The sequence below is a fragment of the Agrobacterium tumefaciens genome, from assembly GCF_009649785.1.
GTDB lineage: Bacteria > Pseudomonadota > Alphaproteobacteria > Rhizobiales > Rhizobiaceae > Agrobacterium > Agrobacterium tumefaciens.
In genome coordinates this window covers 23046-37614 of sequence record NZ_WJOK01000037.1, presented here as the reverse complement: position 1 = coordinate 37614, position 14569 = coordinate 23046, and the positions used below count along the sequence as shown (strand labels likewise).

Sequence of the window (14569 nt, the reverse complement as noted above, 5' to 3'; positions counted from 1 at the left end):
CAAACAAGTCAACACACCAAAATACAAATTCTAAAAAAAACATTCAAAGCATTGATTTTAAAGGAGAGTTTTGATTTTTCGAGATTATGCCTCCCATTGGCCTCCACCAACGGACCGATTTTCAGCAAGGGAATGCAGCCTGAACCCATATGAATGGTGCTGCGCCTTGTTTTGGCCCGACTCCTCGCTAATTGCTTTGCCAACAAAACGTTAATGCGGGCACGCGCGCGAGCCTGTTGCCGGCAGATCTATTGAGGGTGCCGATCAATTTGACTCACGGCTTTGAAAGTTGCACACCTTCGCCTGAAGTTTCTGGAGAGCGCATGACCCACGGGGCACAGCTAGTATGACTGCGGATCGCAACGTGATCCGGTCGCTAGGCACGGAACCGCCAATTCTGGCGGAAGGGCGCCGTGCACCCGATCGCCGTGAGATTTCGCTCAGATGGCTTTCCGGCACGTTCCTTACCGGCATTACCTCTTCCATATTGATGGGTGTTGCGCTGTTTGCAGCTCTCGATGGCCGCCAGCAGCTTGCTATTCCGGCCGAGGCCTTCGCCAAGGCGGATATGGGCAACAATACCGCGGAAGCGGCACGCCGCGGCACACGCCTCGTTGCGCCCAATATTGCGGCCCGGCCCTCGGACCGGTCGATCATGGAAGTCTCCACCGTTATCAACGAGGGCGACAAGGAAGTGGTCCGCAAGGTTCCCTTCTCCCACGTCAAAATTCCGCTGGCGTCCAACTACGCCAAACAGGACGATTATCCCGCCTTCGATCCCCTGAACATTTTCGCAAGCGGTGACGACAAGGACGCCCCGGCGCCGGCGCCGAGCCGCACGGGCACAATCTACGGCTCCGAGGTCGAATCCGAAGTCAGCCTGAAAACGGTCGCCTTTCCTATCCAGCACTCCAAGTATCCCTTCGCCGGCTCCCTGAGCTTCGACGAGGTGGAGGAGGCAGTGCGCTCGAACGGCTCGATCCTGACAGATGGTAACGAGCAGCTTGCAGCGCTCTATTACATCGACCCCCGTCGTTTCGATAATGATGAGGGTGATGTCGATATCACCGCCGGTCTTGCCGCCCGTGTCGTCGAACAGAATATGTCGGTTTCGACCCCTCAATCGCCCTCGGTTCCGGTCAAGGAATATGCCGACGACGTTATCCCTGCCCGCCAGACCGAAACCATCGAAGCCGCTTTATTCGGCGCGGGTTATTCGAAGGCGCAATCCTCCGAAATCGCTGGCCTGTTGTCACCGCAACTCCAGTCGAACAATGTCGAAAGCGGCGATGTGCTCCGCGTCGGCATTATTCAGGAAGACGACAAAAGCGACATCGTACGCGTAAGCCTTTACCGCAAGGGTCGCCACATGGTCACCATGGCCGTAGACGATCGCAAGAATTTCATCAAGGCCAGCGAACCGCCGAAGCTCGACGCGGTGGCGACGGCCTTTGACAGCACCCCGGCACCGGCCGCCGGCCGCGATCTGCCCAGCGTCTACGATGGCGTTTACCGGGCGGCTCTGGCCTATGGCATGAATCAGGGCATGGTCTCCCAGCTCATCAAGCTTTTGGCCAGCAGCGTCGATTTTCAGGCGCAGTTGAAACCGGCAGATACGCTGGAGGCCTTCTTCTCCGTGGAAGATGCGGATGGCAAGGCGACGGACAAGTCCGAACTGCTCTACGTCAACGCCAAGTTCGGCGATAACGAGACGCGGTTTTACCGGTTCCAGAACCCGGACGATAACAGCATCGACTATTTCGACGAGAACGGTAAGAGCATCCGGCAGTTCCTGTTGCGCAACCCGGTTCCGAACGGTCGTATGACATCAGGTTTCGGCATGCGCCGCCATCCGGTTTTGAAATTCAGCCGCATGCATACCGGCACCGACTGGGCGGCAGCCCGCGGCACGCCGATAATCGCGACAGGCAACGGCACTGTCGAAAAGGCCGGCTGGGCCTCCGGTTACGGCAACCAGACCCTGATCCGCCACGCCAATGGCTACGTCTCCTCCTATAACCACCAGAGCGCCATCGCCAAGGGTGTCACCGAGGGTTCAAAGGTCCGGCAGGGCCAGGTAATCGGTTATGTCGGTTCGACCGGCCTTTCGACCGGCGCGCATCTGCATTACGAGCTGATCGTTAACGGCACGAAAGTGGACGCGATGAAAGTGCGTCTGCCTGGCGGCAAATCGCTTTCCGGCGTAGCGCTCGCGCGGTTCTCCGACGAGAGAAAGCGGATCGACAATCTACTCAACATCGAAGAAAAACCCAATCAGGTGGCGAGCCGTTAGTCCGCCGGGCCTCGTGACCAGAGGGACCGCTATACGAAAAAGGGCTCCGTTACCGGAGCCCTTTCGTTTTATGCCGCATCAGCGGTTTCAGTCTCGGCCTCACCCTTTGGGGGCTTGACCTTGAAAAGCAGCCGGTCGGTGCCAGAGGTCACCTTGACCCGCGACCCGTCCGGGATCTCGCCGCCGAGGATCATTTCGGCAAGCCTGTCCTGAACCGTCTTCTGGATCACCCGCTTCAGCGGACGTGCGCCATAGGCCGGATCGTAACCCTTATTGGCAAGCCAGTTGCGGGCATCCTCATCCAGTTCGAGCGTGATCTTGCGATCACCCAGAAGCGAGACGAGGCGCTTGAGCTGGATCTCCACGATCGCACCCATCTCGTCGCGCCGCAGGCGATGGAAGAGAATGATATCGTCGATACGGTTGAGGAATTCCGGCCGGAAATGCGACCGGACCCGTTCCATCACCAGGTCGCGAACCGAATCCACATCGTCATTGTCGCCCATCTGCGTCATGAATTCCGAACCGAGGTTCGAAGTCATGATGATGATGGTGTTCTTGAAATCGACGGTGCGGCCCTGACCATCCGTCAGGCGGCCATCATCCAGCACCTGCAACAGGACGTTGAACACGTCCGGATGCGCTTTCTCGATCTCGTCAAACAGCACGACCTGATAGGGCCGGCGGCGAACCGCTTCCGTTAACGCACCGCCCTCTTCGTAACCGACATAGCCGGGAGGCGCACCGATAAGCCGGGCAACGGAGTGTTTCTCCATGAATTCCGACATGTCGAGGCGAACCATCGCGGTCTCGTCGTCGAACAGGAACCGGGCGAGCGACTTGGTCAGCTCGGTCTTGCCCACGCCCGTCGGGCCGAGGAAGATGAACGAGCCGATCGGCCGGTTCGGATCCTGAAGACCGGCGCGCGAACGGCGAACCGCCTTGGAAACGGCCTGAACGGCCTCGCCCTGCCCGACCACGGACTTGGCAAGATCGTCTTCCATGCGCAGCAGCTTCTCGCGCTGGCCTTCCAGCATCTTGTCGACAGGAATGCCGGTCCAGCGGGAAACGATGTGGGCGATGTTGTCCGCCGTCACCACTTCCTGAACCATCGAGCCAGCACCGGTGCTGTCACGCGCCTCCGCTGCAGCCAGTTCCTTTTCGAGGCCAGGAATGATGCCATAGGTCAATTCACCGGCGCGCTGGAACTGGCCGTTACGCTGGGCACTTGCCAGTTCGTTGCGGGCATCGTCCAGCCGCTTCTTGAGGTCTGCGGCATGGCCCAGCTTCTGCTTTTCCGCCTGCCAGCGGGCCGTCAGGGCATCGGCCTTTTCTTCGGTGTCGGCCAGTTCGTCCTCGAGCTTCTTCAGGCGGTCGACGGATGACTGATCCGTCTCCTGCTTCAAGGCTTCGCGTTCGATCTTGAGCTGAATGATCCGGCGATCCAGTTCGTCCAGTTCTTCCGGCTTGGAATCCACCTGCATGCGAAGGCGCGAAGCGGCTTCGTCCATCAGGTCGATTGCCTTGTCGGGCAGGAACCGGTCGGTAATGTAACGGTTGGAAAGCGTTGCAGCTGCAACCAGGGCCGAATCCGAAATGCGGACCTTGTGGTGCTGTTCGTATTTTTCCTTCAGGCCGCGAAGGATCGAGATCGTGTCCTCAACGGTCGGCTCATCTACGAGAACCGGCTGGAAACGACGGGCAAGGGCCGGATCCTTTTCCACGTGCTTGCGATATTCATCCAGCGTGGTGGCGCCAACGCAGTGCAGTTCACCTCGGGCAAGAGCGGGCTTCAGCAGATTGGACGCATCCATGGCGCCATCGGCCTTGCCGGCACCGACCAGCGTGTGCATCTCGTCGATGAACAGGATAATGCCGCCATTTTCCGCCTGCACTTCGTTCAGTACCGCCTTCAGACGCTCCTCGAACTCGCCGCGATACTTCGCGCCAGCGATCAGCGCACCCATATCCAGCGCCATAAGCTTCTTGTCTTTAAGGCTTTCGGGCACATCGCCATTGACGATGCGCAGCGCAAGACCTTCGGCAATCGCCGTTTTACCGACGCCGGGTTCACCGATCAGCACGGGATTGTTCTTGGTGCGGCGTGAAAGCACCTGAATTGTCCGGCGGATTTCGTCATCACGGCCAATCACCGGGTCGAGCCTGCCTTCGCGGGCTTCCTCCGTCAGGTCGCGCGCGAACTTCTTCAGCGCGTCGAAGCCCTGTTCGGCATTGGCGCTGTCAGCCGTGCGGCCCTTGCGGATTTCATTGATGACCTGATTGAGCGCCTGCGCCGTCACGCCGCCCTTTTTCAGGGACGCCGAGGTGGAAGCAGAGTTTTCGATCGCCAGCGCCTGCAAAAGACGCTCGACGGTGACGAAACTGTCACCAGCCTTCTTCGCGAGTTCTTCCGCAGTCGAGAACACTTTCGCAAGTGGAGCCGTGAGGGAAAGGCCGCCATTGCCGCCGGAAACCTTGGGCAATTTCGCCAGTGCCGCATCGTTGGCCAGACGCACTTCCTTGGAGTCGCCGCCAGCCCGCTCGATCAGCGATGCCGCCATGCCCTGCTCGTCATCAAGCAGAACTTTCAGCACATGTTCGGCAGAAAACTGCTGGTGATTTTCCGCAAGCGCAAACGTCTGCGCCGATTGCAGAAAACCGCGAACGCGCTCGGAGTATTTTTCAATATTCATAGTCGAACCTCCATATACCGGCCCGCCCGCTTTCGGCACGGATCCGGGTGTTTGGGTTGAGGCTCCCTCAAAGGCAAGCCCCGCTACGGCAGTCGCGTTTTACAGATTTCACGATTGCCGCCTCTTGATGGGCGGTTACCGCTGCATGCGGCATCCGTCCTTACCGCACGAATATGGGAGGCATTTTCATCGGTTTAAAGGGGAGGAAAACGACTGCCGGGGAAATTTTAGCCGGACTTGATAAGCGTCACGACTGTTTGCCGCGATTGCCCCCTTCGAAAAGCGCCCAAGCTTTTACACCCGACCCCAAAAACAAAAAAACTCCGGCAAGCCGGAGTTTTTTCAATCGCGTGGTATTTTGAAAACCCTGCTTATTCAGCAGCGTTTTCGAGCGTGGCAGGTGTTGCCTCATCACCGGCTGGCGTATCTCCGCCTTCGGCACCCTCAGCACCTTCCGCGGTTGCGGCGCGGCGCGGGCGACGCGGGCGTGGGCCAGTGGCGCGGCGGGCCTTTGGTGCGCGTTCAGTCGCTGGCGCTTCCGTCTGCTGCTGCTGTTCCTCGACGGCCACTTCCATAGGCGTGCCTTCGATGACGGGCTGAGGCGCCTGGCTGGCGTCGTATACCGGCTGCTGCCGTTCGTCCGAAGCCTGCGGCTGGCGCGGCTGGCGCTCCTGCCGTTCGCGGCGGTCCGGGCGCTCACGGCGTTCCTGACGCGGCTCGGAACGCTCGGCACGCTCCTGCCGTTCCTGGCGCTCCGGCTGCTGAACCCGTTCCGGCTGTTCGAACTGCTGCTGCGGTGCACCATCGTCACCGTCGTTCATATCCATATCGTCGGCATCCGAAGCATTGTATTCGCCACGGTCGTCGCGCTGGAAACGCTCCTGCATCTGGGCCTGAGCGGTGGCGATGATACGATTGTAGTGTTCAGCGTGCTGCAGATAGTTTTCAGCGATCACGCGGTCGCCAGCACTCTGCGCGTCCCGCGCAAGGGTGGCGTATTTTTCCGCTATGTGCTGGGCTGTGCCACGAATTTTAACATCGGGACCGGAGCTGTCATAAGTCCTGGTAAGCGGGTTACCGCCCTTGCGGTTGAAGTTGTTGTTGTTACCGCCACCATTGTTATTGTTGTTGTTGCTTCCACGCCCCCGGCCGCGCTTGTTTTGCTGTCCTGGCCTCATCAATTGCTCACCTGAATTCTGTTTTGCTGACAATCTGGTTATTTTCATGCAATTCCGGGCGGAAAACCGCTGGAAACTTTTCCTGAAATTGCTCCATTACGCGCCCTGCTGAAGATAACCCCAGACAAGACCCCGCGTATGACGACCGGTCGCGCAAAATGCTGCAACGAGCCACCTGCGAACAAAGTTTACTGATTCACATGCCGGAAACGCCCAGCCTTCAGGGTTCTCAAAAGAACCCGCTTCGGGACTGACCCATACCCTGACGAATCTAAATTCGTCCTCAGCCACCCGGCATGTGGCGGCAAACTATCCCGCTTCATGCGGAAATCCAAGCCTTTTCTTTTGCTGTGCAAAATATCCTTGCAAATAATCCGCAGACGTATCGCGAACAACTATCTCCGGAAGGTCAAAACTCTGTCGTTGCCGCCATAATCCTTCACAGCGTCGAGAAGAGAGAAGCCGTGGGAAGCAAATATAGCGGAAACATCAAGCCTTTGATCGAAACCGATCTCCACACCGACAATCCCGTTTTCCACAAGAAAGCGGCCTGCGTCGGCAGCGATGAGGCGGTACGGTGCAAGGCCGTCCTGACCTCCGTCCAGCGCCGCCATCGGATCGTGATGGCGAACCTCTCGGTCTAGCGTTGTGACGATGTCACTTTTTATATAAGGCGGATTCGACACAATTATGTCAAACCTGCCAGAGATTTTTTTGAACCAGTCGCTACGCATGGTTTCAAAACGCGAGGCGAGACCATTTCGGGCAGCGTTTTTCGCTGCGGTTTCCAGCGCATCGGCGGAGATATCGCTGCCGACGCCAGTTGCTTCCGGACATTCCTTGAGAAGCGCCAGACAGATCGCACCCGTGCCCGTACCCAGATCCAGAATGCGCGCACTGCCCTTGTCGGCAACATTTTTTTTCAACGCAGGCAACAGCGTATCGACCAGAACTTCCGTATCCGGGCGGGGTTCGAGCGTCTCCGTCGATAAAAGAAGATCGAGCCCGTGAAATTCGCGGTAGCCGAGAATACGATGGACTGGCTCTCCGCCTGCGCGCCTTTCGACCATGGCGGCAATGCGGGCGCTTTCTTCCCGAGTGACGGGATGGTCCGGTTTCATCACGAAATCGGTCAGTGAAAAACCGGTAACGTCGGCGACCAGCAGGCGCGCATCAAGCAGCGGATCGGCGATGCCCGCCGCCTGCAGCCGTTTGCGGGCTGCGGCAAGCTCGGTCGAAACGGTCCCGTCAGCGCCGCCACTCAAAGCTGTTGTTCGCCGAGCTGGGCAAGCTGACCGGCCTGATAATCAGCAATCAGCGCGTCGACAAGCTCGTCGATCTCGCCTTCGATCATCCGGTCGAGCTTGTAGAGGGTCAGGTTGATGCGGTGATCAGTGACCCGCCCCTGCGGAAAATTGTAAGTGCGGATGCGCTCGGAACGGTCGCCGGAACCGACCTGGCTCTTGCGGTCGGCTGAACGCTCGCTTTCCACCTTCTGTCGCTCGATGTCGTAAAGACGCGAGCGCAGAACCTGCATGGCCTTGGCGCGGTTCTGGTGCTGCGACTTTTCAGAACTGGTAACGATCAAACCCGTCGGAAGATGGGTGATGCGAACGGCGGAGTCAGTGGTATTGACGTGCTGGCCACCTGCACCCGAAGCCCGCATCGTGTCGATACGGATATCTTCCGGGCGAATTTCGACATCGATATCCTCCGCCTCCGGCAGCACGGCAACAGTGGCTGCCGAGGTGTGGATGCGGCCGCTCGCTTCTGTTTCCGGCACGCGCTGCACCCGGTGCACGCCGGATTCGAATTTCAGCTTGGAAAACACCCCTCGCCCGCTGATCGTGGCGATGATTTCCTTGTAACCGCCCGCCTCGCCTTCGCTTGCGGAAAGAACTTCAACTTTCCAGCCCTTGGCTGAAGCGAAGCGCTCATACATGCGAAACAGATCGCCGGCGAAAAGTGCCGCTTCGGATCCGCCCGTGCCGGCGCGGATTTCGAGGATGGCGCTTTTTTCGTCCGCCGCATCCTTGGGAAGCAGCAGGACCTGCATTTCCTTCTCAAGCTGGCCAATTCGGGCCTCGACCTCCGGCAGCTCCATTTCCGCCAGATCGCGCATGTCCTTGTCGGTCGTCTTGTCGGCAAGCAGCGCCTGCAGATCGGCGGCCTCGGAGACCGCCTTTTCGTATTCACGGACTTTTTTCACCACCGGCTCAAGTTCGGAATATTCCGAAGCCAGCTTCACATAGACATCCGCTGCCGGACCAGCCGACATCCGCGCTTCGATCTCTCCGAAACGCCTTTCCAACTCGCGCATTTTTTCGACGGGAAGCTTCGCCACCAGTCACTCCGATTATGAAACAGGTCTTTTAAATGGGAATGGAATGCGTCGCGGCAAAGCGTAACAACACCTCGCGCGCGCTTTCCAGCGAATTATGATCGTCGAGCGCAGCGTTCAGCTCATCGGCAAGGCTCGCGGCATCAAGCCCGAGAAGCATGGCCTTGACGGGACCAATCGCCGTCGGCGACATGGAAACCGAACGGAAACCAAGGCCGATCAAAGCCATGGCCGAAAGTGGCTTGCTTGCCATTTCGCCGCAAAGCGTGACCGAGGTGTGGTGCTTTTCGCCAGCGCGCACGATATCGCGCAGAATGCGCAGGAACGGCTTACCAAGATTGTCGAAACGATCCGAAACCCTTGCATTGCCGCGATCGACCGCCATCGAAAACTGGAACAGGTCGTTCGAACCGACGGAGACGAAATCCACTTCCTGCATCAGCTCATCGAGCTGCCACATCAGCGAAGGTACTTCCAGCATCGCACCAAATTGCAGCTTTTTCGGAAGCGCATGGCTGAATTTCGAAAGATGCTGCACTTCCTTCTGAAGCAGATCGCGCGCCGCGCGGATTTCGGAAACCTCCGTCACCATCGGCAACATCATGCGTAGTTCAGCACCTGAGGCAGCACGCAGAAGCGCGCGCATCTGTGTGCGCATCAGACCCGGGCGGTCGAGCGACAGGCGGATCGCCCGCCAGCCGAGCGCCGGGTTTTCCTCTTCCTGGCCGCGCATATAGGAAACGACCTTGTCGCCGCCAATATCCAGCGTGCGGAAGGTAACGCTCTTGCCCTTGGCCTGCCGCAAGACGGACCTATAGAACGCTTCCTGCTCCTCGCCCTTGGGCATGTTGGAGGCGATCATGAACTGCAGCTCGGTGCGGAACAGGCCGATGCCATCGGCGCCGGATTCCTCGAGCTGCGGCAGGTCTACGAGAAGACCCGCATTCATCTTGAGGTTGACCTTCTGGCCATCCTTGGTGATCGGCTCGACATTGCGAAGCGCCCGGAACTGCTCCTGGCGCTTGGCACGCAGGCGCACCTTCTCCTCATAGGCGCGCTGCAAATCCGACATCGGGCGCAAATGCACCTGGCCGTCATCGCCGTCGATGATGATGGGATCGTTATTTTCAGCGAGGGCGACGATGCCTGTCGCCTGCCCGATGATCGGAATGCCCATGGCGCGCGCCACGATGACGACGTGGCTCGTCACCGCACCGTCTTCGAGCACCAGGCCGCGCAATTTCTCACGCGGGTAATCCAGCAATTCGGCGGCACCCATGGCGCGCGCCAGAACGATGGCGTCCAGCGGAAAATCATGCTCGGGGCTTCGACCGCCGAAACCGATCAACTGGCGCAGCAGCCGGTTGGCGAGATCGTCGAAATCATGCATGCGCTCGCGAAGATAGGGATCGGTCAGGCGCATCATGCGCGCCTTTGTGTCGCTCTGCACTTTCTCGACCGCAGCTTCCGCCGTCAGGCCGTTGCGGATAGCTTCTTCCATGCGCCGCACCCAGCCCTGATCGTGGGCGAACATGCGGTAGGTCTCAAGAACCTCGCGATGCTCGCCTTCGGTCGGGACGTCGCGGCGCTGCAACATGTCGTCGATCGACAGGCGCAGCGAACCGATGGCGTCGGCAAGACGCAGGATTTCGGTATCGGCATCCTCATTCAGCAGATTGGTGACAACGATTCGGGGGTCGTGCAGCACGACATGACCAAGACCGATGCCTTCGCCATAAGCATCGCCATCAATGGAAACGGCACGCGTCAGGTCCAGCTCCACACCGGGGCGGGTGATTTTTTTCAATTCACCGCTCGCCACTATTTCAGCGATGAGCATCGCGGTTGTCTCGAGGGCTTCAACTTCATCCTCCCGGTATGTTCGGCTGACCTTGTTCTGGACCACAAGAACGCCAAGAGTGCGACCGGAGCGCAAAATCGGCACGCCGAGGAAGGAATGATAAATTTCCTCACCGGTTTCAGGAAGATAGCGGAAAGCCGGATGCGCCTGCGCATCGGAAAGATTGAGAGGTTGGGCGGAAGCGGCAATGGTACCGACAAGACCCTGCCCCATTTTCAGCTGGGCAAGATGCACGGCATCCTTGTTGAGACCTTCGGTAGCGTAAAGCTCCAGCACGCTGTCGGAACGCAGCACGTAGACCGAGCAAACCTCCGCCACCATGTTGCTGGCTATCTGACGGACGATCTGGTCCAGACGGTCCTGCGGCTCAAGGTGCTCCGCCATCATTTCGCGCAGCCGCTTTAGCAGGACGCGCGGACCTGCAGAAAGGTCTCTCATCGCGTTTGCTCCCCGACGCTTCCGATCCGAATGTCATAATATTCGAGAATCAAAACGTCATTTAAAAAATTTATAGCGCGAGAAGCGCGTCCCGCAAGGGACACGCTTTCATGAAACGCCACATCGGAAGAACGCAACCCCGAAGAATCGGAGCATCGGGAACCGATGTCTCGAGCTTAGTTCTTATCGAGACCGTAAGCAGAATGCAAAGTGCGAACGGCCAGTTCGGCATAGGCACCGTCGATCAGGATCGAAATCTTGATCTCGGAGGTGGTGATGGCCTTGATGTTGATGTTTTTCTCGGCAAGCGCCTTGAAGGCGCTGGCAGCAACGCCAGCATGGCTGCGCATGCCGATACCGATGACCGAAACCTTGGCAAGGCCGGTCTCGTTCTGCGCAACGTCGAAGCCGATCTGGGCCTTGTTCTCGTCCAGAACGCGCAGAGCCTTGGCAACGTCGCCTGAAGGAACGGTGAAGGTCATGTCGGTGCGCGACCCATCTTCGGAGATGTTCTGCACGATCATGTCGACATTGATATGCGCTTCGGCCAGTGGCCCGAAGATCGCGGCGGAGACGCCCGGACGGTCGGCCACGCGGCGCAGCGAGATCTGTGCTTCATCCTTGGCATAGGCGATGCCGGTTACGACTTCCTGTTCCACGATTTCTTCCTCGTCACAAATCAAAGTACCGGGCGGGTTGATGAGGTCGCCCATGCCCGGCGCATCGGGATCCTCGAAACTGGAGCGAACGAAGGTGCGCACCTTGTGTACCATGGCAAGCTCGACGGAGCGAACCTGCAGAACCTTCGCACCGAGAGACGCCATTTCGAGCATTTCCTCGAAAGCGATCTTCTTCATGCGGCGAGCCTTGGGCTCGATGCGCGGATCGGTGGTATAGACGCCATCGACATCGGTATAGATATCGCAACGGTCCGCCTTGACGGCGGCGGCGATGGCAACGGCTGATGTGTCCGAACCGCCACGACCGAGCGTCGCAATGCGGTTATCCGGGCCGATGCCCTGGAAACCGGCAACAACGGCAACCTGGCCCTCGCCCATGCGGTGAACGATATCCGAACCGTCAATCTCGAGAATGCGGGCGGCACCATGTGCGTTGTCTGTGCGGATCGGAATCTGCCAGCCCTGCCATGAGCGCGCATTGATGCCCATGGATTGCAGCGTGATCGCCAGAAGACCCGATGTCACCTGCTCGCCGGATGCAACGACCGCGTCATATTCGCGTGCATCGTAAAAGGAGGCGGCGTTGGCGCCGGCCACCTTCGCAGCATTCTGCACCCAGTCCACCAACTCGTTGGTTTTACCGGACATGGCGGAAACGACCACGGCCACTTCATGGCCGGCATCCACTTCGCGTTTCACATGCCGTGCGACATTGTGAATGCGTTCGAGGTTCGCGACGGACGTGCCGCCGAATTTCATGACAATGCGAGCCATAGCCTTGACCAGTACCATCCCTTTTTTCCGCCAGCCGTTTTTCAGGTGCGGACAAGAACAAACCCAGTCGGCTCTTTTTTTTGATAAAGAGCCTCAAGTTGCGGGTCTCTTAGCGAAAAGGCGGGGGGCACGCAATGCCGTTTATGAACCATGCGGTACGCCTTTTTTTATAGTCCCGACGAAAGAAGATGTCGGGATGGAATAGGCGACCGCATGCGGCGCTGTGAAAGAGCGTACCGCAGTGCACTGTACAAACGGGCCTATTCGCAGTATGGAGCGCGGCAATGCAACCGGCCAGATGGCCGTAATGGCCTGCATCGGCTGCCCCGGAGACTTTAGGACCTATTGGTTTCGGGCGGATGCAGGCAGCTTCATATCCGAAAGACGGTAGATGACAGACACCCAGGGTATCGCCCCGGCGATCGCGCAGGCGTTGGAAAAACGCGGCTACAAAGATTTGACCCCCGTGCAGAAGGCCATGCTTTCGCCGGAACTCGCCGACAAGGACGCGCTGGTTTCCGCGCAGACCGGCTCCGGCAAGACAGTTGCCTTCGGCATTGCGCTCGCGACCACGCTACTGTCGGAAAACACCCGTTTCGGCCAGGCTTCCGCGCCGCTGGCACTCGCCATTGCGCCAACCCGCGAACTGGCCATGCAGGTCAAGCGCGAGCTGGAATGGCTTTATGAATTCGCCGGCGTATCGATTGCGTCCTGTGTTGGCGGGATGGATATCCGCAGCGAACGACGCGCACTGGAGCGAGGCGCGCATATTATCGTCGGCACCCCCGGCCGCCTCTGCGACCACATCAAGCGCGGCGCGCTCGATCTGTCGTCGCTACGCGCCGTGGTACTGGACGAGGCCGATGAGATGCTCGATCTCGGCTTCCGCGAAGATCTGGAATTCATTCTGGAAGAATCGCCGGATAACCGCCGCACGCTGATGTTCTCGGCCACCGTTCCGCGCAGCATCGCCAAGCTTGCCGAAAGCTACCAGAAGAACGCCGTTCGCATCGCCACCGCTTCAGAACAGAAGCAGCATGTGGACATCGAATACCGCGCCTTGCTGGTGACTGGCTCCGACCGCGAAAACGCCATCATCAATGCGCTGCGCTTTTACGAAGCCCGCAACGCCATCGTTTTCTGCTCCACCCGTGCGGCCGTGAACCATCTGACGGCCCGTCTGAACAATCGCGGCTTTTCCGTCGTGGCGCTTTCAGGCGAACTGACCCAGAACGAACGCACGCATGCGCTTCAGGCAATGCGTGACGGTCGCGCCCGGGTTTGCGTGGCGACTGACGTTGCTGCACGCGGCATCGACCTGCCTGGTCTCGAACTGGTTATCCACGCCGACCTGCCGACCAATTCGGAAACGCTTCTCCACCGCTCCGGCCGTACCGGCCGCGCCGGGCAGAAGGGCGTCAGCGCCATCGTGGTGCCTGTCAACCAGCGCCGCAAGGCCGAACGCCTTCTGGAAGGTGCCAAGGTCAGCGCAGCATGGGTTCGCCCGCCTTCGGTCGAAGAGATCGTTGAACGCGACGGTGCCCGTCTCCTGGCCGATCCGGCTCTCACCGAGGCCGTGGCCGATGACGAGCGTGATTTCGTCAAGCAGCTGCTCGAGCAGCATGGCGCGGAAAAAGTAGCAGCCGCCTTCGTGCGCCTTTATCACGCCGGACGTTCCGCCCCGGAAGACATCACCGAAGTCGCGCTGGACAATACCCGCAAACCGCGCCGCGACAGCTTCGAAACCCCTGAAAACGACGCGCCGCGCCGTGAACGTTCCGACTTTTCCGACAGCGCTTGGTTTTCGCTTTCGGTGGGCCGCAAGCAGAGCGCCGAACCCCGCTGGCTCATCCCCATGCTCTGCCGCTTCGGCAAGATCACCCGTCAGGATATCGGCGCCATCCGCATGCAGCAGACGGAGACCTTTGTGGAACTCGCGGCCGATGCCGTCGATCGTTTCACCTCCGCCATCGGCAAGGACATGATGCTTGAAAAGGGCATTCGTCTGAAGGCGCTGGAAGGCAAGCCGGAAATGACCGGCAGTGTTCGTGAGGACACCCGCCCGGCCACGGCCCAGCGGAAGTTCAACAAACCCAATAATGCTGGCGGCGCAGCCGACGACCGCAAGGGCGACGACAAGCCCTGGAAAAAGAAAAAGACCTTCGGCGACAAGCCCAAATTCGAAGGCAAGAAGGACCGGCCTTTCGAAAAGCGCGGACCGAAGCCGGCAAAGGGCTGAGGCGCGGGTCATTACCGTGCCGTTGGATCCTCGGCTTAAGGCCGAGGATGATGCCAAGTAACCGGCAAACTT

8 protein-coding genes are annotated in these 14569 nt (G+C 59.2%); 2 read left to right on the top strand and 6 right to left on the bottom strand.

The features are described 5' to 3' along the window. The first annotated feature begins 346 nt into the window (after positions 1 to 346). Positions 347 to 2293, top strand: coding sequence for a M23 family metallopeptidase (locus GH784_RS25605; RefSeq protein WP_013762143.1), 1947 nt, complete (start codon positions 347 to 349; stop codon positions 2291 to 2293). A 68-nt stretch (positions 2294 to 2361) separates the two neighbouring features. On the opposite strand, the gene clpB is transcribed toward GH784_RS25605, so the two are convergent. From clpB to GH784_RS25575, 6 genes are all read right to left on the bottom strand, one after another. Then, positions 2362 to 4986, bottom strand: coding sequence for an ATP-dependent chaperone ClpB (clpB, locus tag GH784_RS25600; RefSeq protein ID WP_065702986.1), 2625 nt, complete (start codon positions 4984 to 4986; stop codon positions 2362 to 2364). 371 nt (positions 4987 to 5357) lie between these two features. Then, on the bottom strand, positions 5358 to 6164 hold the full coding sequence (locus tag GH784_RS25595) for a DUF4167 domain-containing protein (protein WP_065702984.1): 807 nt from the start codon (positions 6162 to 6164) through the stop codon (positions 5358 to 5360). A gap of 395 nt (positions 6165 to 6559) precedes the next feature. Next, entirely contained in the window at positions 6560 to 7429 is an 870-nt protein-coding gene (gene prmC, locus GH784_RS25590) for a peptide chain release factor N(5)-glutamine methyltransferase (RefSeq protein WP_065702983.1), read from the bottom strand. Continuing rightward, positions 7426 to 8508 carry a peptide chain release factor 1 gene (gene prfA / locus GH784_RS25585; RefSeq protein WP_065702982.1) on the bottom strand — a complete coding sequence of 361 codons (1083 nt, stop codon included), beginning with the start codon at positions 8506 to 8508 and terminating at the stop codon, positions 7426 to 7428. Before prfA ends, prmC begins: the two co-directional genes overlap by 4 nt. A gap of 28 nt (positions 8509 to 8536) precedes the next feature. Next, positions 8537 to 10804, bottom strand: a complete 2268-nt coding sequence (gene ptsP, locus GH784_RS25580; RefSeq protein WP_004432101.1) for a phosphoenolpyruvate--protein phosphotransferase — start codon at positions 10802 to 10804, stop codon at positions 8537 to 8539. 176 nt (positions 10805 to 10980) lie between these two features. Beyond that, complete coding sequence (locus GH784_RS25575; protein WP_004432098.1) at positions 10981 to 12258, bottom strand: aspartate kinase; 1278 nt, start codon at positions 12256 to 12258, stop codon at positions 10981 to 10983. A 391-nt stretch (positions 12259 to 12649) separates the two neighbouring features. Here GH784_RS25575 and GH784_RS25565 point away from each other — a divergent pair, with 391 nt between their 5' ends. Beyond that, the gene (locus tag GH784_RS25565) at positions 12650 to 14497 is read left to right on the top strand and encodes a DEAD/DEAH box helicase (protein WP_004432087.1); all 1848 of its coding nucleotides are present in this window, start codon (positions 12650 to 12652) and stop codon (positions 14495 to 14497) included. The last annotated feature ends 72 nt before the right edge of the window (positions 14498 to 14569 follow it).

Bases quoted from the DNA above. Each gene is read 5' to 3' on its own strand.
- GH784_RS25605 (WP_013762143.1), top strand. From the start codon at position 347: ATGACTGCGGATCGCAACGTGATCCGGTCGCTAGGCACGGAACCGCCA.
- clpB (WP_065702986.1), bottom strand. From the start codon at position 4,986: ATGAATATTGAAAAATACTCCGAGCGCGTTCGCGGTTTTCTGCAATCG.
- GH784_RS25595 (WP_065702984.1), bottom strand. From the start codon at position 6,164: ATGAGGCCAGGACAGCAAAACAAGCGCGGCCGGGGGCGTGGAAGCAAC.
- ptsP (WP_004432101.1), bottom strand. From the start codon at position 10,804: ATGAGAGACCTTTCTGCAGGTCCGCGCGTCCTGCTAAAGCGGCTGCGC.
- GH784_RS25575 (WP_004432098.1), bottom strand. From the start codon at position 12,258: ATGGCTCGCATTGTCATGAAATTCGGCGGCACGTCCGTCGCGAACCTC.
- GH784_RS25565 (WP_004432087.1), top strand. From the start codon at position 12,650: ATGACAGACACCCAGGGTATCGCCCCGGCGATCGCGCAGGCGTTGGAA.